Origin of the sequence: uncultured Rhodococcus sp. (assembly GCF_963525155.1) — a bacterium.
Lineage (GTDB): Bacteria > Actinomycetota > Actinomycetes > Mycobacteriales > Mycobacteriaceae > Rhodococcus_F > Rhodococcus_F qingshengii.
In genome coordinates this window covers 1-24,665 of record NZ_CAURKP010000043.1, presented here as the reverse complement: position 1 = coordinate 24,665, position 24,665 = coordinate 1, and the positions used below count along the sequence as shown (strand labels likewise).

Below are 24,665 nucleotides of genomic sequence, written 5' to 3'. Positions count from 1 at the left end.
CGTCGATGGGAAATGCTCAGGCGAACACGGTATTGACCAGCGCGACGTAGATCGTCGTTCCGACGACGATGCTCAGGACGGCATTCTTTCGCCAGAGGTGCGCGGCGATCGTGGCGCACACTGCAATCAGTTCGGGTAGGCCGTGAGAAGGGGCGGTGATCGACACCCCTTTGAGTGAATACATCACGAGGATCAACATGACGCCTGCCGGCATGTAGATGCCGAGGTAGCCGACCAGGGCGGAGGAGCGCAGCGGCATGAGCGCGGCGAAGGGGATTGCGCGCAGCGCGAAGGTGACCACGGCCATGACTGCGACCGCCGCAAAGATGTACGAGGTGTCAGGCATCGATCTTCGCCTTTCGTGAGTCGTAGACAAAGCGCCCGATCAGGAAGAGCACGAAGGCGCCCATTGCAATTGGCAGCATGTGGTCCGGCGCTGCGAGCCGGGCGACCAGAGCGCAGGTGACCGCGGCGACCGGCACCGCGAATCCGTTTTGTGCGCGAATCGCTTCGATCGAGAGGACGACGAACAACGCCGTCAGGGCGAAGTCGAGGCCGACGATCGAGTCCGGAATCCACTGTCCTGCTGTCGCGCCCAGAATCGCGCCACCGATCCAGTAGCCGTGCAGGTACAGCTGGGAGTAGACGATGACGCGTCCGGTGAGTGCCTTGGGATCGGCAGTTACCGACATCGCATAGGCCTCGTCGGTCAGCGCGAACATGCTGTAGAAGCGGGCGAAGGGGTTGCGAATCTTTTCCAGCGGAAAACTCAAGGCGTAGAACACATTTCGAAATTTGACCAGCAGTGGGGTCAGTGCGACGTACGGCAGCGGTGTAATGGCCGCGACAATTCCGACCGCGATAAACTCCAGCTATCCGGCGTTGATCTGCGAGTTGAAAGCGACTGCCCACCAAGGGCTGAGACCTTGCTGGACCACAAGAACACCAAGTGCGATCCCGAGTGGGAGCAGGCCGAATCCAACCGGTAGCGACAGCTGGAAGGCGTGCCGCCACGCCGGGGTTCGCGGTGGGAGTTCGACGGCTGGTGCGGCCGTCGACGATGCTGGTTCGATCACGACGCAAATCTATAACAAAGATCGAGGTGATCGATTGCTCAGAATGCCCACATATTGAACAGTGCGCAATAATAGTGCGATGGATGCCATGGATGACGCAATTTTGTTTCACCTACGCCAGGACTCGAGTTTGACCAACACCGAGTTGGCGGATCTGGTGGGTCTGACACCCTCACCTTGCCTGCGTCGGGTGAAGAAGCTCGAAGCCGACGGAATCATTACCGGGTACCGGGCGATCGTCAGTCAGGAAGCGCTCGGTCGAGGATTTCAGGTGATCGTCACCGCCGAGATCGGAGTCAACGACCAGGCCACCATCGAGGACTTCGAATCCCAGGTCGCCGCCTTCGACGAAGTGATCGAATGTCGGCGGTTGTTCGGAATTCCCGACTACTTCATTCGGGTCGCGGTGAAAGATCTCGCGACGTACGAGAACTTCATGGTCACCAAGCTCAGCGGGCTTCCGGCTGTCTCGCGGGTGACATCGTTGATCACCATGAAGACCATCAAGAGTGTCGACTGATGCCCGGGCTCGGCTGAACCTTCACTGGGTGTCGGTGGTCGGCGTTAACGTCGGAACATGGGATACGAATTTCAAGTCACAGTAGATTCGGCACATCCGCACGAACAGGCGAAGTGGTGGGCCGCAGCACTCGGGTGGGCAGCGGAGCCCAGCGACGAAGACTTCATCAGGGGCCTCGTCGCCGCTGGTCACGCCAAGGAATCCGACACCACGACATTCGAGGGAGTCCTCGTCTGGCGCGAAGGTGCGGCCATCAGCGATCCGGAGCATCCCGAACGTCCCCGCGTTCTGTTCCAACTGGTTCCGGAATCGAAGACGGTGAAGAACCGGCTCCATTTCGACATACGAGTGGGCGACAAGCGCGAGGATGTCGCAGCGCACCTCGAGACGGTGGGGGCGACGATCCTGCACCGAGGAGCGCAGGGGCCGAGCGTGTGGATCACGATGACCGATCCCGAAGGAAACGAGTTCTGCGTCAGCTAGCGGTACGAACTCGGAGTGTCGCCGGTCCATCGTTTGAAGGCCCGACGGAAGGCGCTGGGCTCGGAGAACCCCAATCGCGCCGAGAGTACTTCGACGGATTCTCCGCGCCGCAAACCAGCGATGGCTACGTCGCGGAGCACTTCCTCGCGTAGTTGATTGAGTGATGTTCCGTCACGCCGCAGCAGTCGACGCAGATGGGGAACGCTGATCGAGAGCATCTCCGCGATCTCCTCGGCCGTGGAGGTTCGCCCCTTCACCCCGAGTTCCAGGACCCGTCGTACCTGCGCCGACGCAGTGCTGTCGTAATCACGTTCGGACATGAGCTGAATCGGAGATTCTCGGAGGTACTCCTCCAACGTCTCCTCGGTTTGGATGATCGGTGCACGCATGGCCGAGTTGTCGAACTCCAGTGCCGCGCGCTGCGCGCCGAAGGTGACCGGCGCTCCGAAGATGTAGTCGTAGTCCTGCGCCAACCGTGCATCCGGTGCCGAGTACGGAAATTCGACCGCCCGAAGTCGGACGCGCTTTCCGATCAACCATGCGGAAAATCGGTGCAGCAAGATCAGGACGAAATCGGTTGTGACACGTTCTGCGACATCAGGTTCGGCGACGCCTTCGCGAGCTCGGACAGCGAAACTCACCCGAGTGCTTTCCTCGCCCTTCTCGATCGACAGTGGGGCCAGAGCCGGTAGCGCACGGATCACGTCGGACATTCGAGCGAAGGCCGATCCGAGATCAGGGCAATGGATCAACGTCAGGCAGATCAATCGGAAAGTGCCACGGGGGACCGGGGCGGATCCGAGGCCGAACAATTCGTCGTCGGTGATCTGCCACGTGGATTGGATGAACGTGGTGACCTGAGTCGGGGTCAGTCGGGCGCGCGGGTCGGACAGTGTCTCGAGGTCGATCCCGGCAGCGCGCAGTGCACCCGACAAATCGACGTCGTTGTCCGGCGAGAACGCGAGATAGCGGTGGACGAATGCGGTCGGGATGGTCCGCGCTGTCATGGGTGCGCTGCTCCTTGGAGCAGGTGGAGACGGCGTGCAGCTTCGGACAGAATGTGGTCCTGCTTGCAGAAGGCGAAGCGCACCAGGTGCTTCCAATCGTCGCGGTTGTCCGCGAACACGTCGACCGGAACGGCCGCGACGCCGATCCGCTCGGGCAGTGCGCGGCAGAAATCTCCCGCATCGGTTTCGCCCAACGGTCTGATGTCGGCAAGGAGGAAGTACGTGCCGCCACCGGAATGCACCGTGAAACCGGCCTCGGTCAGAGCTTTACCGAGCACGTCGCGTTTGCCTTGCAAGCTCTGTCGAAGTTCGACGACCCACGGCTGTTCGTTGGTGAGCGCGTAGGCAACGGCCGGTTGGAACGGTGCACCGGCAACAAATGACATGAACTGCTTGGCGGCACGGACTCCGTCGATGAGTTCGCGCGGGCCGATCGCCCAGCCGGTTTTCCAGCCGGTGACATTGAAAGTCTTTGCGGCACTGGACACCGTGACGGTGCGCTCACGCATGCCCGGGAGCGACGCCATCGGTGTGTGGGTGAGGCCGTCGAAGACCAAGTGCTCGTAGACCTCGTCGCTCAACACGATCAGGTCGCGTTCGCACGCGAGTTCGGCGATCGCTCGAAGTTCGTGATCGGTGAATACGGTGCCGGTGGGGTTGTGAGGACTGTTGACGATCAGCATCTTCGTCTTGGCGGTGATCGCGCCGCGCAATGCATCGAGATCGACCGCAAATCCGTCTCCCGCGGTTACCAACGGAACTGTGCGACGTACAGCGCCTGCCAACGCGACGGATGCAGCGTAGGAGTCGTAGTACGGCTCGATCAGCACTACTTCTTCGCCGGGTTCGACCAGTCCGAGAATCGCAGCACTGATCGCCTCGGTGGCGCCGACGGTGACCAGAACTTCGGAGTCGGGATCACTGTCGAGTCCGTAGCGGATGCGCCGATCCTCCGCGATGGCCTGACGCAAGACGGGCATGCCCGGACCGGGCGGGTATTGATTGACGCCCTCGGCGATGGCTCGGCGCGCTACCTCGAGCATGGCCGCAGGACCGTCGGTATCCGGAAAGCCCTGACCGAGGTTGACCGCGTCGTGAAGTGTGGCCAACGCTGTCATCTCGGCGAAGATCGTGGATGCGAACGGCTGCAGACGCGAGACGGTGCGGTTGCGGGGCGTCGAAGGCATCTTTGCAGCTTAGTCGGCTGACACCGCATCCTCACATCCGCTCGGACGCGGTGCTTGTCACGTTTGAATCGCCGCCATCGTCCAACTCTGTAGAGAGCATCGAATCCGGTGCCCCAGAACATACGGAGGCTTGCCATGACTCGCATTCCCGCAGTGACACCGTCAGAAGCCGGTCCGTTGATCAAAGTGGCATACAAATTCGCCGCCAGGCAGTACGACGAAGTCCCCGAGCCCTTTGCCGTCCTGGCCAACCATCGGAAATTGTTCGTAGCGGCTGCCCGCCACGAAATGGCTGTGCAGAAGGCGTCGAAGGTGCTGCCGTCGAACATTCGTGAACTGGCCGTCTATCGCGTCGCCTGGACTGTCGGCTGCTCGTGGTGTGTCGACTTCGGGACGATGCTCTCGCGCCTGGACGGTTTGGACATCGACAAGCTGAAAGGGATCGCGAATTACCGGGATTCACCGAAGTACAGCGAGGATGAGCGGGCCGCGATCGCGTACGCCGATGCCATGACCGGTGACCCGCACGGGGAGAACGGGGTGACGGACGAGCAGGTCGCGGATCTCGAGCGCAGGTTCGGGCGAGCGGGCGTCGTGGAACTGACCTATCAGATCGGGCTCGAAAACATGCGCGCCCGGATGTATTCGGCGTTGGGGATCACCGAGCAAGGGTTCAGCACCGACTCCTGCCGCGTGCCCTGGGCCGAAGAATGATGCGCTGACTCGTCTACGGCAACTATCGACAATGCTCCGCAGATACGTGATCATGATTGACTAGTTCACGCATCTGCGGAGTATTTCGGCTTGTTAGGTCCGCACTTGCGACCTACGATCACCTGGTGCCCAACATTCGAATCCGCGAAGCTGCCGGCCTGCTCGGTGTCAGTGACGACACCGTCCGGCGGTGGGTCGACGGTGGGCTTCTCACCGCGACGACGGACGACTCCGGCCGCAAGGTCATCGACGGTGCCGAGTTGGCGGGCTTCGCCCGGTCCAACGCCGGACCCGCACCGGCCGATCCGCTCACGGGTGCGAGTTCGGCCCGCAACCGGTTCGCCGGCCTCGTCACCAAGGTCGTCACCGACAAGGTGATGGCTCAGGTCGAAATGCAGTGTGGGCCCTTCACTGTCGTCTCGTTGATGAGTACCGACGCGGTTCGGGAGCTCGGACTCGAGGTCGGGAGTATCGGAGTCGCAATCGTGAAGGCCACCACGGTCATCGTGGAAACGCCGTAGTTTTGAACATACTGGAGGAAATTCGTGAAGCGTGTAGTCGGACTTGTTGCAGCAGGTGCCTTTTCGCTTGCCCTGGTGACCGGTTGTAGTTCCTCCGACAATTCTTCGTCGGAGACGTCGTCGGCCGCTCCGACCACAACCACTTCCAGTGAGAGTGCCACGGGAAGCATCACCGTCTTCGCGGCGGCGTCACTCAAGAACAGCTTCACCGAACTCGGCAAGGAATTCGAGTCCGAGAACCCTGGTTCATCGGTCACTTTCAGCTTTGCCGGGTCCTCGGACCTCGTCGCTCAGATCACTCAGGGCGCACCGGCTGACGTGTTCGCCTCGGCTGACGCCGCCAACATGACCAAGGCCACCGACGCCGGCGTCGTCGCGGGGTCGCCCTCGGACTTCGCGAGCAACACCTTGACGATTGTTGTGCCGCCGGGCAATCCGAAGGGCATCGCGTCGTTCGCCGATCTGGCAAAGGAGGGGACGCAACTGGTGATCTGCGCTCCGCAGGTCCCTTGTGGCGCGGCTACGAAGAAGGTCGAGACGGCCACAGGCGAGACCCTCTCGCCCGTCAGCGAAGAATCGTCGGTGACCGACGTTCTCAACAAGGTGACGTCCGGGCAGGCCGATGCCGGCATCGTTTACGTCACCGACGCGAAGTCCGCGGGTGACAAGGTTCAGACCGTCGCGTTCCCGGAAGCCACCACGGTGGTCAACCTGTACCAGATTGCGGTGCTGAAGAATTCGGAAACGGCAACCAAGTTCGTCGATCTCGTGAAGGGCCCCAAGGGCTTGGCAGTTCTGGGTGACGCGGGATTCGCTGCTCCGTGACACGCCTACGACCGTCAGCCCGAGCCCCGCTCGGGTTGCCGGTATGGATTTACCTTCCCGCGCTGATCGGCGGGGCGTTTGTCATCGCTCCCTTGGCCGCGATGCTGGCCACCGTGCAGTGGTCGCAGTTCTGGGAACTCGTGACTTCCGAATCGTCGGTTGCCGCGTTGAAACTGAGTTTGAAGACAGCAGCGATGAGCACGCTGCTGTGCATCCTGTTCGGGGTACCGATGGCCGCGGTGTTGGCGCGCAGTCATTTTCGGGGACTGTCCGTTCTTCGATCGTTGATCCTGCTCCCGCTGGTTCTGCCGCCCGTGGTGGGCGGTATCGCGTTGCTGTACACGTTCGGGCGCAAAGGGTTGATCGGTGAGCAGCTGGAAGTGCTCGGCATCCAGATAGCATTCTCGACAACCGCGGTGGTCCTGGCGCAGACGTTTGTCGCGCTACCGTTCCTCGTCGTCAGCCTCGAAGGTGCGCTACGCACTGCGGGCACACGATACGAGGCCGTAGCCTCGACGCTCGGAGCCCGCCCGACCACCGTGCTTCGCCGGGTGACTTTGCCGCTGGTGCTTCCCGGTCTGGTGTCAGGGGCAGTGCTGGCTTTCGCTCGCGCACTGGGGGAGTTCGGTGCAACGCTGACGTTCGCGGGAAGTCTGCAAGGGGTCACGCGTACCCTGCCGTTGGAAATCTATCTCCAGCGTGAGACCGATCCGGATGCAGCGGTGGCGCTTTCGCTGGTGTTGGTCGTAGTCGCGGTGGTCATCGTGGTTGCGGTGCGTGGACGCGGATCGGCGGGTTCGTTGTGAGTGGCCTCCACGTCGACATCGAGATTCCGGAGCGCGACGTCGTTGCGACGTTCGACGTCGCGGCCGGTGAGGTGACCGCTGTCCTCGGACCGAACGGCGCAGGCAAGTCGACGGTACTGGCGGCGGTTGCCGGACTACATCACCCGCGGCGTGGGTTGATCGAACTGAATTCTCGCGTTCTCACCGATACCGGTAGGGGAGTCGCGTTGGCGCCGCATCGGCGCGGCACTGCTCTACTCGCGCAAGAGGCACTTCTCTTTCCCCACCTCAGTGCGGCCGCGAACGTGGCGTTCGCGCCGCGCAGTGCAGGGCGGTCGCGTCGCGATTCCGCCGATTCCGCGCGCCACTGGCTCGACGCAGTCGACGCCGCCGAATTGGCTGACCGCAAGCCGTCACAGCTCTCCGGCGGTCAAGCGCAACGAGTCGCAGTGGCGAGGGCATTGGCTGCTGAACCCGAACTACTCCTGCTCGACGAACCGATGTCTGCGCTCGACGTCGCCTCCGCCCCGGCATTGCGGTCGTTGCTGCGTAGAGTGCTCCGAACAGGAGATCGCACGGCCGTGCTTGTCACGCACGACGCTCTGGATGCGCTGGCCCTTGCCGACACCGTTGTCGTGCTGGACGGCGGCCGGGTCGTCGAACGTGGTGACGTACGAACAGTTCTGACTCGCCCGCGTAGTGCATTTGCAGCACGCATCGCAGGGATCAACTTGCGCGGCGGCACGATGGCCGGAGACGGAATGCTCAGGAGTCCGGTCGGGGTGGATATCGCGGGCCAGACGGAGACCGACCTACCGGCCGGCAGTGCCGCCGTGGCAGTCTTCGAGCCGCGAGCAGTGTCGGTCTACCTGGATCCGCCTCACGGGAGCCCACGAAACGCGTTTGCGGTCACGATCGCGGAGATCGAAAATCGAGGCGATGTCGTCCGAGTCCGAGCAGAGGACGAAGCCGGCCAACCGGGCTTGTCTGCCGACATCACGACGAGCGCAGCGGCCGAACTCGATCTGGTTCCGGGATCGACCGCTACGTTTGTGGTCAAGGCCACCGAGACGCTGATCTATGCGCAGGGCGCAGGCTCGTAGACGTCCTCTACGACCGAATCCGCATAGAGGGCTGCAATTTCGGACGCGTACTTCTCGGCTATCGGTTTGCGCCTGAGCTTCATCGTCGGTGTCAGCTCGTCGCCGCCTGGCTCCCAGAACGTGGTGAGTACGTGAAACCGCTTGATCTGCTCGGCCCTCGACAGACGCGAGTTTCCCTCGGCGACAGCAGTTGCAACGATGTCGACGATCCGAGCGTCCTTGGCGAGTACCGCGGCCTCGGCCGCAAGTCCCAGTGAGCGTGCCGCTCCGACCGCGGCGTCGGCGCTGAGAGTGATCAACGCTGTGTTGAACTTTCGGCCGTCTCCGATCGCCACGACCTCACCGATCAACGACGACGACGTCTTCACTGCGGTCTCGATGGCAGCGGGGGACATGTTCTTTCCCGACGCATTGATGATCAGCTCCTTCTTGCGATCGATCACCGTGAGGTATTCGTCTGCGTCGGCCGTGACGACATCTCCGGTCGAAAGCCAACCGTCTGCACTGATCGCTTCGGCCGTTTTTGCCGGTTCGCCGCGGTACCCCTTCATGACCAACGGTCCTCGAACCAGTAGCTCGCCGTCGGCCTCGATGCGCATTTCCATACCGGGGAGCAACTTTCCGACCGTTCCCAACTTGGTCGGCGCGGCCGGCGCGGTGCTCGCAATGCATGTCAGCTCGGACATTCCCCAGATCTCCGAGATCGGAACTCCCAGGGCTGCAAAGAATGCCAAGGTGTCCGGCGGAATCGGTGCGGCGCCAGAGATGGCCCACTTCAGTTCGGCAAAACCGAGTTTCGCACGCAGAGCGGAGAGGACCATTGCATCGGCTCGGGCGTAGTCCGCTTCCAGTTCGGCGGGGACTGTTTCACCGGCTCGCAAGTGTGCGAGCCGAGTGCGACCGACGTCGAGTGCCCACTGCAATGCCGCTCGCCGCGCGTCGTCCGGTTCGTTGGCGACGGCCGATTCGACTGCAACCTTCAGCTTTTCCCACACACGGGGGACGCTGCCCCAGATCGTGGGGCGACAGTCCGGAAGCGCGGCCGCTACCTGGCTCGGATCCGGTACGACTGTGATCTGGGTACCGAACACCATTTGCATGTACAGGCAGGTGAGCCGATCGGCGATGTGCGCCGACGGCATGTACGAGGTGATGCGGTCACCGAATTCGACGGGGAGTACAGCGCTTACTGCGTTGGTTTCGAACAACAGGCATGCATGAGTCGTCTCGACGCCCTTGGCGTTGCCGGTCGTGCCGGAGGTGTAGATCAACGTGGCGACGTCGTTCGGTTTCACCGCACGCCAGGTGCTCTCGAAATCGAAATCGGCGGCAGCAGAGGACTTCATCTGCTCCAGCGTCAGGGTGCCGGACTGCTGGGCAGACGGTTGCGCGTCGACGACCACGATCGTGTCGAGTGTGGCACCGGATCGGCGAACGGTATCCACGTACTGGGCCTCGCAGACGAGCACTCGCGCACCGGAATTGGCGAGGATGTAGTGGATGGCTTCGGGTGCCGACGTGTTGTAGATGGAGAAGGATGTCGCGCCGAGGTGTTGGGCGCCGACGTCGATCGGGTAGAACTCGATGCGGTTACTCATCATCAATGCAACCGTATCGCCATGTCCCACGCCGATTCCGGCCAATCCCGCGGCAACATCGCGAACCTGTTCGCCGTACGCGCGCCACGTCAGTGTTCGCGCATCGCCGATGTCTCGCAAAGCCACCGCGTCGGGCGCTACCGCCGACACTCGCTGGAAGGCTGCACACAACGTAGTCATGATGTTCTCCTGGATGCCTTTGTCAGGGCTGATGCATTCGTCGGGGCCGCAGCGGTGGTTCTGTCTTCGAGTTCGCGGATCAGGTCGTGTGCCTGTTTGTCTTTTGCCAGGTAACCGTCGGCAAGGACATTGATGAATCCGCGTCCCCACGCCCAGGGTTCCCAGGCAGCGGGGGCAAGGGTCCGGGCGGCGCGGCGCGCGATCGCGTCGGCGATCACCGTGGCGGCACGGTCCGGGGAGATTCGATGACGGAGGGGACCAGGTAGTCGAGCGTCGAGTTTGCGCCCGATCTCGTCGTCGTCGAGTGTGGCGCGTGCAAGTTGTGTATCCACCATCCCGAAGTACGCGATGCCGGCAGTAGCGCCGTAGCCGGCAACCTCGAGACGCAGCGCCCGGCCGAGCGCTTCGACCCCAGCCTTGCTGATCATGTACGAAGCGCCGCCCAAACCGGGGGCGAACGACGCCGCCGATGACACGACGACGATGTGCCCACTGTTGCGGATCACCTCGTCGATGGTCGGATGCACGGTGTTGAAGACGCCGGTGAGATTGACGTCGAGCACACGATCGAAGGCGTCGGGATCGATCTGGCGCAATGTTGCCGGGGGAGGGGTGATTCCGGCGTTGGCCACTACGACGTCGATTCTGCCCAGCTGCTCGATGATCGTTTGCACGGCTGCGGTCATGCCGTCCCGATCTCGGACATCGGCCGTCACCGTCACGACTCGCTGTGACTCGAATGAGCGCTCGGCCGTTGCCAATGAACTCTCGTTGACGTCGACCAGTGCCACGGTGGCCCCACGCCGGTGGAGAGTGCGCGCCAGCGCTGCACCGATACCGTCGCCTCCACCGGTGATCAGTACGACCTTCCCGGCGACGTCGTAGTCGAGTCGGCGTCCGGGCAGTGGAATGCCCAGATCGCGGACTGTTCCCGCAATTGCGGACAAGCGTCCCGTCATTGCTTCAGTGCCTTCCGTGTAGCGCGCGGATGAGAACCTTGACCAGCCAGTCGATTCGGGCGGTCCTTCGAAACGTCGTCAGTGGTAGGGGCGAACGGAATCGTTGCCGAGTCGTCGAACGAGCGTAGGTGAACTCCTTCAGACCATCTGGGCCGTGAACGCGTCCGAAACCAGATGCTCCGACCCCACCCAGTGGCAGGTTGGGAACCGCGGCATACATCACGTAAGAGTTCACCGACGCTCCTCCGGATCGGAGCCGATCGGCAACAGCCGCTCCGTCCTTGCCGAACACGCTTGCTCCCAATGCGTATGGCGACGCATTGACCAACTCCACCGCCTCGTCCATCGAGGCGACCTTGGTGATCGTCATCGTCGGGCCGAAAGTTTCCTCCGTGACGGCGAGGCTGTCTTCGGGGACGTCGACCATGATGGTCGGTTGCACGTACTGGCCGGAGATCGAGCCGAGCCCTCCGAGAACGACACGTCCACCCCGCGACATCGCGTCGTCGATGTGGCGCCGGATTACAGCCACTTGCGAGGGCATGGTGATCGGACCGATCTTGTCTTCGGCACCCGGACCCGCATGAACTCGGGCAGCCAAAGTGATTGTCTTGTCGATAAACTCGCCGTAGACATGTTCGTGCACGTATACACGCTCGACGCCCAGACAGGTTTGACCGGAGTTGGACAATGCTCCCCACACCGCAGCATCCGCGGCGGCACCGACATTTCCGTCGGCATCAAGGATGAGCGCGTCCTTACCACCACATTCCATCAACACCGGTGTGAGGGTCTCGGCGCACGCTGCCATGACTTTCTTGCCCGTCGCGGTCGATCCGGTGAACCCGATCTTGTCGACACCGGCCAGGCACAGTGCCGCGCCGACCGAACCATCGCCCGTGACGACCTGCAGCACAGGATGTTCAGGGACGACCTCGGCGAAGGCGCGGCCCAACCATTGCCCGACTGCCGGTGCGAACTCACTCGGCTTGTAGACCACGGCGTTGCCTGCAGCCAGCGAGAACGAGAGCGAACCGAGTGGGGTGAAGACCGGATAGTTCCACGGACCGATCACACCGATCACCCCGAGAGGTCGATACTCCACCGAGGCGGCCTGATTGACCGTCAACAAACTGGAGCGGACGCTGCGCCTGCCCAATACCTTTCGGGCATTCTTCGACGCCCACGCGAGATGTTCTAGTGCCATGGCGATTTCGAGCATCGCGTCAGGGTGCGGCTTGCCCATGTCCCGGTGCACGACGTCGGCGAGTTCGGATGCGCGACGAGCGATGATTCCTCGCCACCGATCCAGTCGACGAGCGCGTTGCTCGAATGTCAGTTCTGCCCACCATTCGGAAGCAGTACGGGCGTCGCGCACTGCCTGTGTCACTGTGTCGTCGGACGCCTGTGTGGTCGTGTCGATCTCGGTCGCCGTCATCGTGGAGTTCCTTGAAGTGTGTGGTGGACGGCGCCGTCGGCCCAGCCGCGGGTGACGCGTTGGAGGATCGGTTGGGACAGAGTCAGAATGGGGGCGAACCACGGCTGCGCTTGCACAGCGAACGTCCAGGTGAGGCGGCTGCCAGTCGAAGTCGGTTCCAACACCAGATCTTCAGCGAAGCGTTTGAACCCCGGAAGTGACGCCGACTCCACGTAGAACGACATCCGGCGCCCCTCGTCCCAGCGGAAGAATCGCTCGTTCAGTGCAGCAAAAGCGCCGGCTCGCACGGTTCGCGTAGTCCCGACGCCGAATGGTCTGTCCGAGGTCCAGTCGGCTCCGGTGATCCCGTGCGCCCACGACGTGAGCGCTCCGTCCGAGGTCAACGTCTGCCACAAGCTTTCACATGTCGCTTCGGATTCGATCCGGTGAGTGATCACCAGCGGAGCGGAGCGGATGAAGGCTGCGTCGGCCGCAGAAAGAGAGAATTTTCCCTTCACAGGTCCACCACCAAAGACCCACCGGTGGAGCGTGATCGACAGGTCAACATCGAACCAATACGTTCGGATTCGGTGAGGAGGGTGTCTCGATGCTCGACGGTCCCGGAGAGCACCCGGACCTTGCATGTACCGCAGAAGCCCTGTTGGCATGAATACGCTACTCCGGGAAGTACGCGTCGTATTGCAGCCAATGCACTTTCGGACTCGCCCACATCGACGGTGAGTCCGGTGCGCGCCAGATGCACCGTGAACTCCTTGCCGTCGACTACCGGGAGTGGGGAGAACCTCTCGCTGTGCACCGATCCGGTCGGGTTGGCGGCGAAAGTTGCCGCACGCACCGTGTTCATCAGCGGAACCGGTCCGCACGTGTACACCGCGGCACCTGGATCCGCAGCAGCGACGAGTGTTCCGATATCCGTCGGACCCAGCTCGTCGTCGGGTCGGATGGTTACCCGGCCGCTGGAATACTCCTCGATCTCGTTCAGGAATGGCATAGCTGCCCGAGTTCGTCCGAGATAGTCCAATCGCCACGGGACTCCGCGGCGGTGACAGCGTTGCACCATGGGAAGTATCGGAGTGATCCCGATTCCGCCCGCAACAAAGAGGTACGACGGAGCAGTGACAAAAGGAAATGCATTCCGCGGCCCTCGTACGTCGACAACCATTCCGGGTTTCAGCGACTCGTGTATCTCGCGGGAGCCGCCCCCGCCTTCGTCGATCCGCCGGACGGCGATCCGATACGAGGTCAAGTCGTCTGGGTCTCCGCACAACGAATACTGTCGTTGCCTTCCCGAGGGGAGAATGACGTCTAGGTGAGCGCCGGGAATCCACGACGGCAGGGTGATTCCTTCCCTCGGGGTCAAGGTGACACTCAGGACGTCTGCGCACTCGAACCGGACGGACTTCACGTCCAGCGTCATGTCGAATCCGCTGTAGCGGACCGGGTTGGGACGCGAAAGTATCTGCGCTGCAGGACTTGACGCAAAGATTCGACGGTATGCGCTCGTCGCCTGTGCGGCAATCCTCAACGACCGGGTCGGTGTGAAGTCTTGTGCGTCGTGAGGACGGTCGGCAGTCGTCTTGTTCATCCTTCACTCTTTTCGGAAGAACGATTGGCGGCAGGTGAGCGAGCGAGGTAGCGCATGGCTACGTCCATGTCCCCGATCTGGGACGGATGGAAGCTCGGCCGCAGATACGGAGGAATCTCGGTGATCAGGAATTTCATGTTCGGGACCAGGCCGCGGCGAGTGGCGCTGATCAGTTGCAGAGGCCACAGGCGGCCCTTCGCCTTCGACGGGTCCTGCCGGAAGAGGTAGTTCATCGAGGCGATGAACAACACGAACAACGTGAAGCTGGCGAGTAGCGCCGTGCGAACGCGGCGGGCGTAGCTACCGTCCACGTACATGTAGGCGTCGAAGGCCACGTTGCGGTGCTCGACTTCCTCGGCGCCGTGCCACTTGACCATGTCGAGCATCGTCGGGTGCATGCCGGCATCTTCGAGGGCGGGATCGGTGAGCAGCCATTCCCCGACCACCGCCGTGTAGTGCTCCATCGCGGCAAACAAGCCGAGACGTTCACAGAGCCAGGCGTGCTTGGCTTTTCCGGTCAATCCTTTGTCGCCCAATATCTTGTCCACGAGCCAGTCCATCCGGCGTGACATCGGTTTCATGTCCATGCCGAGGTCCGCAAGATGCTCGCGTGCACCTTTGTGCGACGACGCGTGTGTTGCTTCCTGTCCGACGAATCCCACCACCTCTTCGTGCAGGCGGGGGTCCTCGATGAGCGGGAGTGCTTCGGCGAGCGTTGCGGACATGGCCCGCTCTCCCTCGGGCAACACGAGATGCATGAAGTTGATGACGTGGGTGACCATCGGTTCGTTCGGCACGTAATGCAGTGGTACGCCGTCCCAGTCGAATTCGACGTCACGGGCGGCGATCGCATGTGCTTCGTCGGTGTATCGGCGCGCGCCGGACGGTGCGACGACGGGTGTGCCTCGGAAGGCGTTGATGCCGAGCATTATCGGCTCCTCACGGTTTCTCGGGCAGTGGTGAGTGATTCGGACGAGACGGGTTGTACCTGCGCGTAGTGAGCGAGGTCGGCTCGTTTGGTCCTGGTGCGGAAGGATCGGTTGAATCCGGGATAGAAGGTGTAATTGCGGCCGCCGTCGACGAGGTAGTAACTACTGCACCCGCCGGCGTTCCATACGCTGGTGGCGAGTCGGCGGTCGGTCGCGCGCACGAACTCTCTCTGCACGTCTGCCCGGACGTCGATACTGCCGATGCCGCGCTCGTCCATTTGAAGAATGCAGCTCACGATGTACTCGACCTGCGCTTCGATCGTGACGACCTGCGAGGTGTAGACCACGGAATTGGGGCCGAGGATCATGAAGAAGTTCGGAAACCCGCTGATGGTGGTGCCGAGGAAGGCCTCGGCACTGCCGTTCCACGTCTGCGCGAGGCTGCGGCCGTCCTTGCCCCGGATGATGTCGAACGACGGGTTGTCTCCCATACGAAAGCCGGTTCCCATGACTATGGTGTCGACTTCCCGGAAGGCGCCGTCCGCGGTGAGGACTCCGCGCTCCTGCACCTCGACGATTCCGTCCGTCACCACCTCCACATTGGGTGACGCCAGCGCGGGATAGTAGGTGTTCGAGAACGTCGGACGCTTGCATCCGAATACGTAGTGGGGGAGCAGCTTTGCGCGAAGCTCCGGGTCCCGCACCTGCCGGCGAAGGTGTGCTCGGCCGAGTGCGGCCAGCCCTTTGAGCAGTGACGGCTTGTACACGAATCCGGGTACCAGGGCTTCTTGGAGCAGGTCGAGTCCCTTGCGTGCCAGTCGTTGGGTGAGCGGCACCCGCTCGAAGAGAGCGCTCGGCCAGCCGGTCATCGGCTGATCCGGGTGCGGCAGGATCCACGTCGGTGTCCGCTGGAACACGGTCAACGTGTCCGCGAGCGGTTGCAGTCTGGGGATGATCTGCACCGCAGAGGCACCGGTGCCGACCACGGCTATCCGCTCACCGCGAAGGTCGTGGTCGTGGTTCCAGTCCGCGGTGTGGAACATCTGACCACGAAACGATTCGAGCCCGGGAAGGTCGGGTGTGGCGGGGGCACTGAACGGGCCGGTGGCCGCGACCAGGAACTGTGTCTCCCACACGGTTTCCGCAGTGTGTACCCGCCAGATCTGGGCTTGCTCGTCCCACGAAGCTTCTGTCACGTCCTGGTTGCAGTGGAAATGACCGGCCAGTCCGAAGCGATGGACGCAATCCCGGAGATAGTCGTAGATCTCGGGCTGTAGCGGATACAGCCGCGTCCAGTTCGGATTTGGCGCAAACGAGAACGAGTACAGAATCGACGGGATGTCGCACTGTGCACCGGGGTAGGTATTGACCTGCCAGGTCCCCCCGGGCTCCGCGGCACGTTCCAGAACGACGAAGTCGTCGATCCCGGACTGCTTCAAGCGGACAGCCGTTCCGATGCCGCCGAAACCGGCTCCGATGACGACGACTCGTGTTCGGCGAGTTCGAGTTTCCTCGTCACCGGCCGATGGCCCCGAGGTTGGGTCGATGTCGACCATGTGTGACGCCTCCTGATTGGTGCGTGAACAACTGAACGAAGAGTAAGTCTGACATCAAGTGATGTCAACAGCGGTTGATGTCAGAATTCAACTGATTGACATCGGGCGATGTCAGTTCGCTTGCGGAGGTCGCCGCGATAACCTGAGGTCGAGAGCGCTGCCGGTCAGTGAGAACATGGGGACATGACGGATACCGAGGCTCGGCGCACCGGCCCGCGCAGGTGGCGTGGGCAGGAACCGGAAGATCGCCGCGCCGCGCGCCGGACACAGCTGATCGAAGCCGGGTTGCAGATCATGGGCACCGAGGGAGCGGCCGCCGCGACCATGCGTGCGACCTGCCGCGAGGCCGCGCTGACCGAACGGTACTTCTACGAGAGCTTCGCCAACCGTGACGAACTGCTGGTCGCCGTGCTCGACGAGGTCGTTCTCGGTGCGCGTGACACTATTCTGGACGCTCTCGAGGCGGCGCCTTCCGAACCGTCGGCCCTGATCCGCCACGTGGTGAAGGCCTTCACCAACTACGTATTCAAAGATCCTCGACGTGGACGCATCATGTTCGTCGAATCCCAGGCGGAACCTGCGCTGTGGGATCGAGGGCGAGAATTGATGGCGGAGTTCACGAATCCGATTTCCGCGTCGCTCGAGCTGATGTACGGCGGCGAGGCAACCGACTCCGCGAACTCCGAACTCAATTCGGTGGGGCTGTTCGGTGCCCTCGCGTTCATCTATCAGGCGCACACCCCGTCCTCCAAGATCTCTCGAAAGCGTTTGGTGGAGCACATTTCGCTCATGGTCGAGGCGCAGGCGACGGTCAACAGCACGCCTGCGAGAAAAGAATGACGTCCGCGTCGGCCACAGGCGGAAGGCGTCTCGGTCCCGAAGACCGGCGTGAGCAGATCATTGTCAGCGCGGCAAAGGTTTTCGAGGAGAAGTCTTTTGCCGACGTCTCGATGACCGAGTTGGCCAAGGCGGCTGGGGTCGGACGTCCGCTGCTCAATCATTACTTCGGCTCCAAGCGGGAGTTGTATCTCGACGTCGTGCGGCGGTTCGTCTTCATTCCCGAAGTGGCGGTGGACCGCATTCCGCGATCGGCGAGCCAGGAGAAGCGGATCGGCGCCGTGATCGATCGGTGGCTCGACGTCGCCTGGCGTCATCGCGACATGTGGATCTCGACAGTCATGTCCGACGACCTCCGCCGTGATCCCGAGATGGATCGGATCCTCCAGGATGCTGACGACGTTGCTGCGCGACGCATGATGGATGCGCTCGAGATTCGACCGAGTGAAGGCAGCGAGGCTGCTGTTCATTCGATGATCGTGGCGTACGGAGGCTTGGCGAAGGCCGCCAGTAAGCAGTGGTTGGTGACGGGAGCCCTCGACCGCGAACAGGTGCACCTTCTGCTGGTACGCAGTTTGCTCGCCATCGTGCGTGACGTTCTGCCGGCGTGCGAGGCGGATTCCTGATTGCTCAGAGTGATCTCGCCACGAGGTCCTTCATGACTTCGTTCGATCCGGCGTAGATTCGCTGAATACGAGCGTCGGCATACATCTGAGCGATGGGATATTCGAGTATGTAGCCGTACCCGCCGTGTAGTTGCACGCAGCGGTCGATCACGGCGCACTGCTGATCGGTGAGCCAGTACTTGGCCATCGCGGCGGTAGTCGCATCGAGCTGCCCGGCAAGGTATTTGACGATGCAGTCGTCGATGAACGTTCGTGAGATACGAGCGATGGACGCGCACTCGGCAAGCTCGAAGCGCGTGTTCTGCAGATCGAAGAGCGTTTGCCCGAACATGTTTCGGGATTTGGTGTACTCGACGGTGAGGGCGACTGCACGATCCATTGCCGCAGTGGCTGCAACTCCGCAGATCAATCGTTCAGGCAGTAGCTGCTGCATCAGCTGGGCAAACCCTGTGCCTTCGCGGTCCCCGAGCAGGTTTGTTGCAGGCACCCGCAAGCGGTCGAAGAACAGCTCGGTGGTGTCCTGGCCCTTCTGTCCGACCTTCTCGAGTATTCGCCCGCGCTCGAAACCCGGTGTGTTGTCATCGACCTCGGCCACGATGAGCGACACTCCACGCGCTCCGAGGCTGGGATCGGTCTTGGCGGCAATGATCACCAGATCACAATTGCGACCGTTGGAGATGAAGGTCTTTGCGCCGCTGATCAGATAGTCGTCACCGTCGCGGACGGCTCGGGTGGTGATGTTCTGCAAGTCGGATCCGGTGCCGGGCTCGGTCATGGCGATTGCGCCCACCCACTCGCCACTCACCAGCTTCGGTAGCCAGCGCAGTTTGTGCTCGTGATCGGCGTAGGCATTGAGGTAGTGCGGCACGATTCCCGAGTGCACGCCGAGTTGGAGTGAATGATCACCCGCCATGACCTGCTCGTGGAACAGCACGGCGTCGTGCGCGAAAGTTCCTCCTCCGCCGCCGTACTCGGTGGGGATCGACATGCCGGCGAGCCCGAGCGCCCCGAGTTCTCGATATGCGGATTTGTCGGGAAAACCTTGGGACGCGAAGCGTTTCTGATGTGGTGTGACGTGTTTGGCGAAGAAGTTCCTTGCCAGGTCGGCCACGGCCTCCAATTCGTCGTCCATCCACGGGGACCGTCGTTCTGCGGTCCGGGTTGCGGTAGATCCTTGCGTCATCGTGATTCTCCCGATCGATGAAGTGCGACCCGCGAGCGGATCCGACTCCACCTATCATCCACACTGTTGACATAGTGTCAATAAAGGGGTGGTCGAATCGACCTCCGGACCCGCCTCGAATTCCACGTCGGCCGCCCGCAAGAATGGGACGACACAGACACGAACAGGCCGGCGCGAAGGATGGGCAGTGGACCCCGAAGAAACATCAGCGGGTCGCGAGTCCGACCTCCCGGCTCCGCGGCCGGCGCGCAGCGTCCTGTTCGGATTGCCGCCGGTGGGAAACCGGTACCCCGGAGCGGTGCGCGTCGCCCTCGCCCTGGCGATTCCGGCGGCCATCGCCACACTGCTCGGATTCGGGTCTGCTTCGCTCCTGGTCGGCCTCGGTGCATTTGCATCGATCTACGGTGAGGGTCGTCCGTACCGGAGCAGGTGGAAGGCAGTCGGTATCGCTGCGACGGCGCTGACGATCCTGTCCTTCGTCGGGGCATCGGTGGGTGAGCCCGTCCACCGAGCCATCGCTGAGGGAGCGCCGACGGTGCTGCTGGTCTTTGTCGTGCTGATCATGGCCGTCGTGGTGTCGACCTGCGCCTTCACCGTCGACGCGCTTCGATTGGGTCCACCGGGCGCGTTCTTTCTGTTGCTCACCACCGAGATCAGTTCCGTGATCGCCACTCCCGGTCAGCCGCCTGTCGAGGTCGCGATGTGGACGGCAATCGGTGGGATCAGCGCGGTGGTCGTCTCGATGACGGGAATCCTGTGGGCACCGAGAGCTGTCGAACGCAGCGCTGTACAGGCAGCCGTCTCGGCCGTTGCGGAGTACACGGACGCTCAGGCGAGGTACGCCCCACCCGAACTCACGCGAGACAAACGCCACGCTGCAGCACTTCGGCTGCACGACGCGTGGCAGTGCCTCTACCGCGGCGCAATCGTCGGGAAAGACCACCCGTTGACCCGTGAACTCGAACGAGCGCAGATCTCGATGGCCAGGGCGATCTCCGACGACCACGATCCGGAACTCATGGCCGACCCCGCGTTCGACGTCGACGACGTCGGTGCTCACCCGCCTCTGCCCGACCCGACGATCCGATATCGGTTCCTCCGCGCCTGCAATCGGTCCAGCCGAGCGTCGGTGACGGCACTTCGGCTGTCCATTGCCTGTATGGCGGCGGGAACCCTCACCGTCCTGCTCGGCATCGATCGCCCGGACTGGGCGGTGATCGCCGCGGCGATGGTCCTTCATCAAGGACCGGACCGAATACTGGGCACCTATCGCGGAATCCACCGCATCGGTGGGACCGTCCTCGGGTTGATTCTGTTGGGTGCCATCTACTCCTGGAGTCCGACCGGTCTGTGGTTGGTGGCGGTACTTGCAGTCCTGATGGCGGGGATCGAGCTGTTCCTGGTGCGGAATTACGGGATAGCCGTCATCTTCATCACCGCCCTCGCGATTCTCCTCGGCGCGGCCGGTGGTGCGCACGGGACCGTCCGACATCTGATCCTCAGCCGCATGCTCGAGACGGCAATCGGCGTCGTCGTGGCGTTGGTGGTCCTGTGGACGGTGGGGCGCGGTGCGCATCGACGCACTCTGATCTGGGTCGACGAACGGGCGGGTAGCGTCCTGTTCAAGCTGCTGACCGAAATTCGCGCGAGGCACTATGCACCACAGGCGAATTGGTCGGAGCTTTCGGAGCTTCGTCGGGACCTGGACTTCGAACTGCGAGGTAGCGCGATGGCCGGGATCGACGCCGCCCACAACGAACCCGAGTGGGCGTCGCAGCAGTGGAGGACGCACACCGAATTGCATCATCTGGGATCGGATGTACTGCACCGACTGTGGTTCGGCACGCAGGTGTCCAGATCACACCTCGAGGAATGGGAGTCTCGCTACTTGCGTTCGGGTTCGGTGTGATCGAGCATCGGCACAGCGCTGAACTTGGCTGGATTCGCAATGTCGTAGGCTGCGCACACAACTCCGTCGCGGACAGTGAAGCCGGCAACGCGAGCGGCGAACTGCGGGTACTGGTCGTCCCCCGGTGAGCCGGCGAATACACCGCCGAGCTGTCCGTTGACGAGAACCGGTGACATCGAGAACACCGCTGCCGGTCCGTACTTGCGGGCCAATCCCAGGTAGAACCGCGCCACACGATCACTGCCGCGAACGACGTTGACGGCCGTGCGGGTAGTTCCGCCTGCGTCACCGATCAGGACGGCATCGGGATCGAGTGCATCGATCACGGCGTTCAGATCTCCACTCGCGATAGCCGTCACCAATCGCTCGACGGCAGCAGCATGCTCCTCGCTACTGACCGGGACCGGCGCCGACGCTGCGGCTTTACGGGCCCGCGAGGCCAACTGACGGGCAGTGGCTACTTCGATGTCGAGGATGCGCGCAACCTCGGCGAAGGGCACGTCGAAGCCATCATGCAGGACGAAGGCAACGCGTTGAGCGGGAGTAAGGGTGTCCAGGACGACGAGGGCCGCAAAACGATTCTGTTCCTGCCTCACGACGTACTCCAGCGGATCGGGTGTCGCTGAGGGTGTGCCCGCGGTGGCGTCGACGGGCGTGACGATCGGCTCCGGAAGCCACTGTCCGACATAGCTTTCTCGTCTGACCGCGGCCGATTTGAGATGATCGAGGCAGATTCGGCCGACAACTGTGGTGAGCCATCCGCGCAGTTCGCGGATCTGCAATTCGTCGCCTCGCGTGTTTTCGGCAACTTGAAGCCGTATCCACGCTTCCTGCACCGCATCCTGAGCGTCGCTGAAACTTCCGGTGAGACGGTAGGCCACCGACGTCAGGTGGCCACGGTGTTGCTCGAAGTCCTGCGCAGTCGTCGGCGAAAGCATGCCCTCATGATACGGACCTCACACATTAAATCCGGCATGAATGTAACCGTTGACCCAGGTAGTGGGTGCCGACGTATGGTTTCGGCACTGCTCACGGCTCGATCCTGTCTGCACATTCATTGGAGTCTCACGTGTTTCGGTCTTTCCCGCTCATGTCGCTCAACTGTTGTCGTTGAACTGACATTCCCCACACCTGCCTGTGCCGAGCGCCGCACACGGCGCTCCGGACAGGTGTAGCCGAGAACTGAACCAATCATCTTCTACAGGAAGCAACTTCATGATTCGCCCTCGTTTCGCGCGCTCGGTAGCCGCGGTCGTCGCTCTTGTCACTCTGTCCAGTTTTGCCGTTGCCTGCTCGGGCTCCTCCGACGAAGTGGTCAAGACCGCCGACGGCAAGACCGTCCTGCGGTACGAGGGCAGCACCGGACAGGTCATCTACCCCGAACTGGCCGCTGACCTCGGCTACTTCAACGACGTGGAGCTCAACTGGATCGGCGATACGACCAGCGGCCCTCAGAGCATTCAGAACGCAGCGACCGGTCAAACCGAGTTCGGGGGAGCGTTCAACGGTGCGGTGGTGAAGTTGGCTTCCGCGGGTTCACCGATCACCTCGGTCATCGGGTACTACGGCTCGGACAAGGAGAGCTTCAACGGTTACTACGTTCTCGACGACAGTCCGATCAAATCGGCGAAGGACCTGATCGGCAAGAAGGTCGGGATGAACACCCTCGGTGCGCACCACGAGTTCGTCGTGCGTGAATGGCTTGCGCGGGAGGGGCTTACACCGGACGAGATCAAGCAGGTGGAACTGATCGTGGTTCCGCCGGTCAACACGGAACAAGCGTTGCGGCAGGGACAGATCGACGTCGCCACCCTCGGCTCGGTCTTCCGTGACTCAGCGCTCGAACGCGGTGGTCTTCGCGAGCTGTTCACCGACGAATCGCTGTTCGGCTCGTTCACCTACGGCACGTTGGTGTTCCGTGACGACTACATCGCGCAGAACAAGGAGGCGGTCGCCGATTTCGTGCAGGGAACAGCGAGGGCCATCCGCTGGACGCAGACACACCCACGAGAAGAAGTGATCGCGAAGCTGACGTCGATCATCAACAGCCGCGGACGCAACGAGGACACCAAGCTCATCAGCTACTGGAAGAGCCCAGGAGTCGCCGGCCCCGGCGGAACGATCACCGATACCGAGATCAGCACGTGGATCGACTGGCTCACCCGTAACGGCGAACTCGAAGAAGGAAAGTTGAAGCCGTCGGACATCTACACCAACGAATTCAACCCATACGCCAACGGAACGTATTCACCCGACAGCGGCGCTGACGGACAGGCACTGGAGGCAGCAAAATGAGCACAGAACCGAAACTACGGCTCGAGCACGTCACCAAACAGTTCGACATTCGTGGGACCGACGAAGTTTTCACCGCGGTCGAGGACATCAACATCGACGTGGCGCCGGGGGAGTTCCTGGTCCTCGTCGGGCCGAGTGGTTGCGGCAAGTCGACTCTGCTGGACCTCCTCGGAGGACTCAGTTCGCCCACTTCCGGTCGAATCCTTCTGGACGGCAAGCAGATCACGGGCCCAGGCTTGGATCGGGGAATCGTCTTCCAGCAATACGCGCTACTTCCATGGCGAACTGCACGTCACAACATCGAGTTCGGACTCGAAGCGAAGGGCGTGAAGAAGAGCGAGCGACGCGAGCTCGCCGAGCATTACCTCGAACTGGTCGGTCTGCAAGGTTTCGCGGATCGCTATCCGCACGAGTTGTCCGGTGGAATGAAGCAGCGAGTCGCGATCGCCCGCAGCCTGGCATTCGACCCCGAAGTGTTGCTGATGGACGAACCATTTGCTGCGCTGGACGCACAGACGCGAGAGTCGCTGCAGGACGAGCTTCTGCGCATCTGGAAGGCCACCGGCAAGACCATCCTGTTCATCACCCACGGAATCGACGAGGCCATCTACCTCGGGCAACGTGTTGCAGTACTGACTTCGCGGCCGGGGCGCGTCAAGACAATCGTCGACATCGACATCGACCGGTCCGGCGACGACGTGCGATCAGGTGAGGAGTTCCGAGTGTTCCGGCACCGGATCTGGACGCTGCTGCACGGTGAAGTCGAGCGCGCTCGGGCCGGCGAACTCGATCCTGCCAAGGAGGTTGCACATGTCTAGCGCATTGGCGACGCCGGAGGTGGTCGCCACCCCGAAACCGTTGGCCGACAAAACACCTGACATTGCGCAGCGGAGCCAGGCCGGCGGCAAGGCGGCGCGCTACATTCGTTCCACCGCCTGGCGGATTGCCAAGCCGTCGATTGCGATCGCGATCTTCCTCGGGATCTGGGAAGCGGCACCTCGGCTCGGGCTGGTGGACAAGGTCTTCCTCCCGCCCTTCACCGAAGTTGTGTCCGCATTCTTCACTCTCGCCGAGAACGGACAATTGCAAGAGCATGTTTCGGCCAGTCTGACGCGTGCGCTGACCGGCTTCTTCGTGGCCATCGCGATCGCGATTCCGTTGGGAATTGCGATCGCCTGGTACCGCCCGGTCTCCGACTTCCTCAACCCGATTCTCGAATTGTTCCGCAACACAGCAGCCTTGGCGCTGCTTCCCGTCTTCGTGCTGATTCTCGGAATCGGTGAGGAATCGAAGATCGCCCTTGTGATCTACGCCTGCACCTTCCCGATCCTGCTCAACACCATTTCGGG

General features: G+C 62.3%; 25 protein-coding genes and 1 pseudogene. 13 read left to right on the top strand and 13 right to left on the bottom strand.

Annotation, left to right across the window (positions count from 1 at the left end):
* Positions 1-16: 16 nt before the first annotated feature.
* Positions 17-346, bottom strand: a complete 330-nt coding sequence (locus RWT78_RS11840; RefSeq protein WP_003940007.1) for a branched-chain amino acid transporter permease — start codon at positions 344-346, stop codon at positions 17-19.
* Positions 339-1,076, bottom strand: a pseudogene (locus RWT78_RS11835) (AzlC family ABC transporter permease). The gene RWT78_RS11840 and the pseudogene RWT78_RS11835 overlap by 8 nt, the downstream one beginning before the upstream one ends.
* Positions 1,077-1,155: 79 nt before the next feature.
* Here RWT78_RS11835 and RWT78_RS11830 point away from each other — a divergent pair.
* A complete protein-coding gene (locus RWT78_RS11830) occupies positions 1,156-1,596 on the top strand; it encodes an Lrp/AsnC family transcriptional regulator (protein WP_020970517.1) in 441 nt (146 codons plus the stop codon).
* Positions 1,597-1,653: 57 nt separating this feature from the next.
* Positions 1,654-2,079, top strand: a complete 426-nt coding sequence (locus RWT78_RS11825; protein WP_003940409.1) for a VOC family protein — start codon at positions 1,654-1,656, stop codon at positions 2,077-2,079.
* Here RWT78_RS11825 and RWT78_RS11820 read toward each other — a convergent pair.
* Together RWT78_RS11820 and RWT78_RS11815 are read right to left on the bottom strand one after the other, a co-directional pair.
* Positions 2,076-3,086, bottom strand: a complete 1,011-nt coding sequence (locus tag RWT78_RS11820) for an AraC family transcriptional regulator (RefSeq protein ID WP_030535335.1) — start codon at positions 3,084-3,086, stop codon at positions 2,076-2,078. The genes RWT78_RS11825 and RWT78_RS11820 overlap by 4 nt on opposite strands.
* On the bottom strand, positions 3,083-4,273 hold the full coding sequence (locus tag RWT78_RS11815) for a pyridoxal phosphate-dependent aminotransferase (protein ID WP_003939670.1): 1,191 nt from the start codon (positions 4,271-4,273) through the stop codon (positions 3,083-3,085). Before RWT78_RS11815 ends, RWT78_RS11820 begins: the two co-directional genes overlap by 4 nt.
* A gap of 135 nt (positions 4,274-4,408) precedes the next feature.
* Between RWT78_RS11815 and RWT78_RS11810 the strand changes: the two genes are divergently transcribed.
* The 5 genes from RWT78_RS11810 (at position 4,409) to RWT78_RS11790 (ending at position 8,221) form a co-directional block, all read left to right on the top strand.
* Positions 4,409-4,987 carry a carboxymuconolactone decarboxylase family protein gene (locus RWT78_RS11810; RefSeq protein WP_151098131.1) on the top strand — a complete coding sequence of 193 codons (579 nt, stop codon included), beginning with the start codon at positions 4,409-4,411 and terminating at the stop codon, positions 4,985-4,987.
* A gap of 125 nt (positions 4,988-5,112) precedes the next feature.
* Positions 5,113-5,508: a molybdopterin-binding protein gene (locus RWT78_RS11805; RefSeq protein WP_003940157.1), complete on the top strand. Its 396-nt coding sequence runs from the start codon at positions 5,113-5,115 to the stop codon at positions 5,506-5,508.
* Between the two features lie 24 nt (positions 5,509-5,532).
* Entirely contained in the window at positions 5,533-6,333 is an 801-nt protein-coding gene (gene modA, locus RWT78_RS11800; protein WP_314675785.1) for a molybdate ABC transporter substrate-binding protein, read from the top strand.
* Complete coding sequence (locus RWT78_RS11795) at positions 6,330-7,139, top strand: ABC transporter permease (protein ID WP_007733547.1); 810 nt, start codon at positions 6,330-6,332, stop codon at positions 7,137-7,139. The genes modA and RWT78_RS11795 overlap by 4 nt, the downstream gene beginning before the upstream one ends.
* Positions 7,136-8,221: an ATP-binding cassette domain-containing protein gene (locus RWT78_RS11790; RefSeq protein ID WP_314675781.1), complete on the top strand. Its 1,086-nt coding sequence runs from the start codon at positions 7,136-7,138 to the stop codon at positions 8,219-8,221. Before RWT78_RS11795 ends, RWT78_RS11790 begins: the two co-directional genes overlap by 4 nt.
* Here RWT78_RS11790 and fadD11 read toward each other — a convergent pair.
* From fadD11 to RWT78_RS11755, 7 genes are read right to left on the bottom strand one after another with little or no spacing between them, the layout of a single operon-like run.
* Complete coding sequence (fadD11, locus tag RWT78_RS11785) at positions 8,197-9,999, bottom strand: fatty acid--CoA ligase FadD11 (protein ID WP_314675779.1); 1,803 nt, start codon at positions 9,997-9,999, stop codon at positions 8,197-8,199. The genes RWT78_RS11790 and fadD11 overlap by 25 nt on opposite strands.
* Entirely contained in the window at positions 9,996-10,958 is a 963-nt protein-coding gene (locus RWT78_RS11780) for an SDR family oxidoreductase (protein ID WP_003939733.1), read from the bottom strand. The genes fadD11 and RWT78_RS11780 overlap by 4 nt, the downstream gene beginning before the upstream one ends.
* Positions 10,959-10,962: 4 nt before the next feature.
* On the bottom strand, positions 10,963-12,396 hold the full coding sequence (locus RWT78_RS11775) for an aldehyde dehydrogenase family protein (RefSeq protein ID WP_047270965.1): 1,434 nt from the start codon (positions 12,394-12,396) through the stop codon (positions 10,963-10,965).
* Entirely contained in the window at positions 12,393-12,893 is a 501-nt protein-coding gene (locus RWT78_RS11770) for an SRPBCC family protein (RefSeq protein WP_314675775.1), read from the bottom strand. The genes RWT78_RS11775 and RWT78_RS11770 overlap by 4 nt, the downstream gene beginning before the upstream one ends.
* A complete protein-coding gene (locus tag RWT78_RS11765; RefSeq protein WP_314675773.1) occupies positions 12,890-13,981 on the bottom strand; it encodes a PDR/VanB family oxidoreductase in 1,092 nt (363 codons plus the stop codon). The genes RWT78_RS11770 and RWT78_RS11765 overlap by 4 nt, the downstream gene beginning before the upstream one ends.
* Positions 13,978-14,910, bottom strand: coding sequence for a metal-dependent hydrolase (locus RWT78_RS11760; RefSeq protein WP_003940129.1), 933 nt, complete (start codon positions 14,908-14,910; stop codon positions 13,978-13,980). Before RWT78_RS11760 ends, RWT78_RS11765 begins: the two co-directional genes overlap by 4 nt.
* Positions 14,910-16,466 (bottom strand): NAD(P)/FAD-dependent oxidoreductase, encoded by a 1,557-nt coding sequence (locus RWT78_RS11755; RefSeq protein ID WP_314675771.1) that lies wholly within the window; start codon positions 16,464-16,466, stop codon positions 14,910-14,912. The genes RWT78_RS11760 and RWT78_RS11755 overlap by 1 nt, the downstream gene beginning before the upstream one ends.
* A 183-nt stretch (positions 16,467-16,649) precedes the next feature.
* On the opposite strand from RWT78_RS11755, the gene RWT78_RS11750 reads away from it, so the two are divergent.
* The gene (locus RWT78_RS11750; RefSeq protein ID WP_007733534.1) at positions 16,650-17,306 is read left to right on the top strand and encodes a TetR/AcrR family transcriptional regulator; all 657 of its coding nucleotides are present in this window, start codon (positions 16,650-16,652) and stop codon (positions 17,304-17,306) included.
* Positions 17,303-17,929, top strand: a complete 627-nt coding sequence (locus tag RWT78_RS11745) for a TetR/AcrR family transcriptional regulator (protein ID WP_030535343.1) — start codon at positions 17,303-17,305, stop codon at positions 17,927-17,929. The genes RWT78_RS11750 and RWT78_RS11745 overlap by 4 nt, the downstream gene beginning before the upstream one ends.
* A gap of 4 nt (positions 17,930-17,933) precedes the next feature.
* On the opposite strand, the gene RWT78_RS11740 is transcribed toward RWT78_RS11745, so the two are convergent.
* Positions 17,934-19,112: an acyl-CoA dehydrogenase family protein gene (locus tag RWT78_RS11740; RefSeq protein ID WP_003940501.1), complete on the bottom strand. Its 1,179-nt coding sequence runs from the start codon at positions 19,110-19,112 to the stop codon at positions 17,934-17,936.
* A 187-nt stretch (positions 19,113-19,299) separates the two neighbouring features.
* On the opposite strand from RWT78_RS11740, the gene RWT78_RS11735 reads away from it, so the two are divergent.
* Positions 19,300-21,021 carry an FUSC family protein gene (locus tag RWT78_RS11735; RefSeq protein WP_256082625.1) on the top strand — a complete coding sequence of 574 codons (1,722 nt, stop codon included), beginning with the start codon at positions 19,300-19,302 and terminating at the stop codon, positions 21,019-21,021.
* On the opposite strand, the gene RWT78_RS11730 is transcribed toward RWT78_RS11735, so the two are convergent.
* Positions 20,997-21,959 carry a sigma-70 family RNA polymerase sigma factor gene (locus tag RWT78_RS11730; protein ID WP_256082624.1) on the bottom strand — a complete coding sequence of 321 codons (963 nt, stop codon included), beginning with the start codon at positions 21,957-21,959 and terminating at the stop codon, positions 20,997-20,999. The genes RWT78_RS11735 and RWT78_RS11730 overlap by 25 nt on opposite strands.
* Before the next feature lie 277 nt (positions 21,960-22,236).
* Between RWT78_RS11730 and RWT78_RS11725 the strand changes: the two genes are divergently transcribed.
* From RWT78_RS11725 to RWT78_RS11715, 3 genes are all read left to right on the top strand, one after another.
* Entirely contained in the window at positions 22,237-23,316 is a 1,080-nt protein-coding gene (locus RWT78_RS11725; RefSeq protein WP_003940132.1) for an ABC transporter substrate-binding protein, read from the top strand.
* Complete coding sequence (locus RWT78_RS11720) at positions 23,313-24,134, top strand: ABC transporter ATP-binding protein (RefSeq protein ID WP_003940477.1); 822 nt, start codon at positions 23,313-23,315, stop codon at positions 24,132-24,134. The genes RWT78_RS11725 and RWT78_RS11720 overlap by 4 nt, the downstream gene beginning before the upstream one ends.
* Positions 24,127-24,665 (top strand): ABC transporter permease (locus RWT78_RS11715; protein WP_399551773.1); only part of this gene is annotated, 539 nt, incomplete at its 3' end. The genes RWT78_RS11720 and RWT78_RS11715, both read left to right, overlap by 8 nt.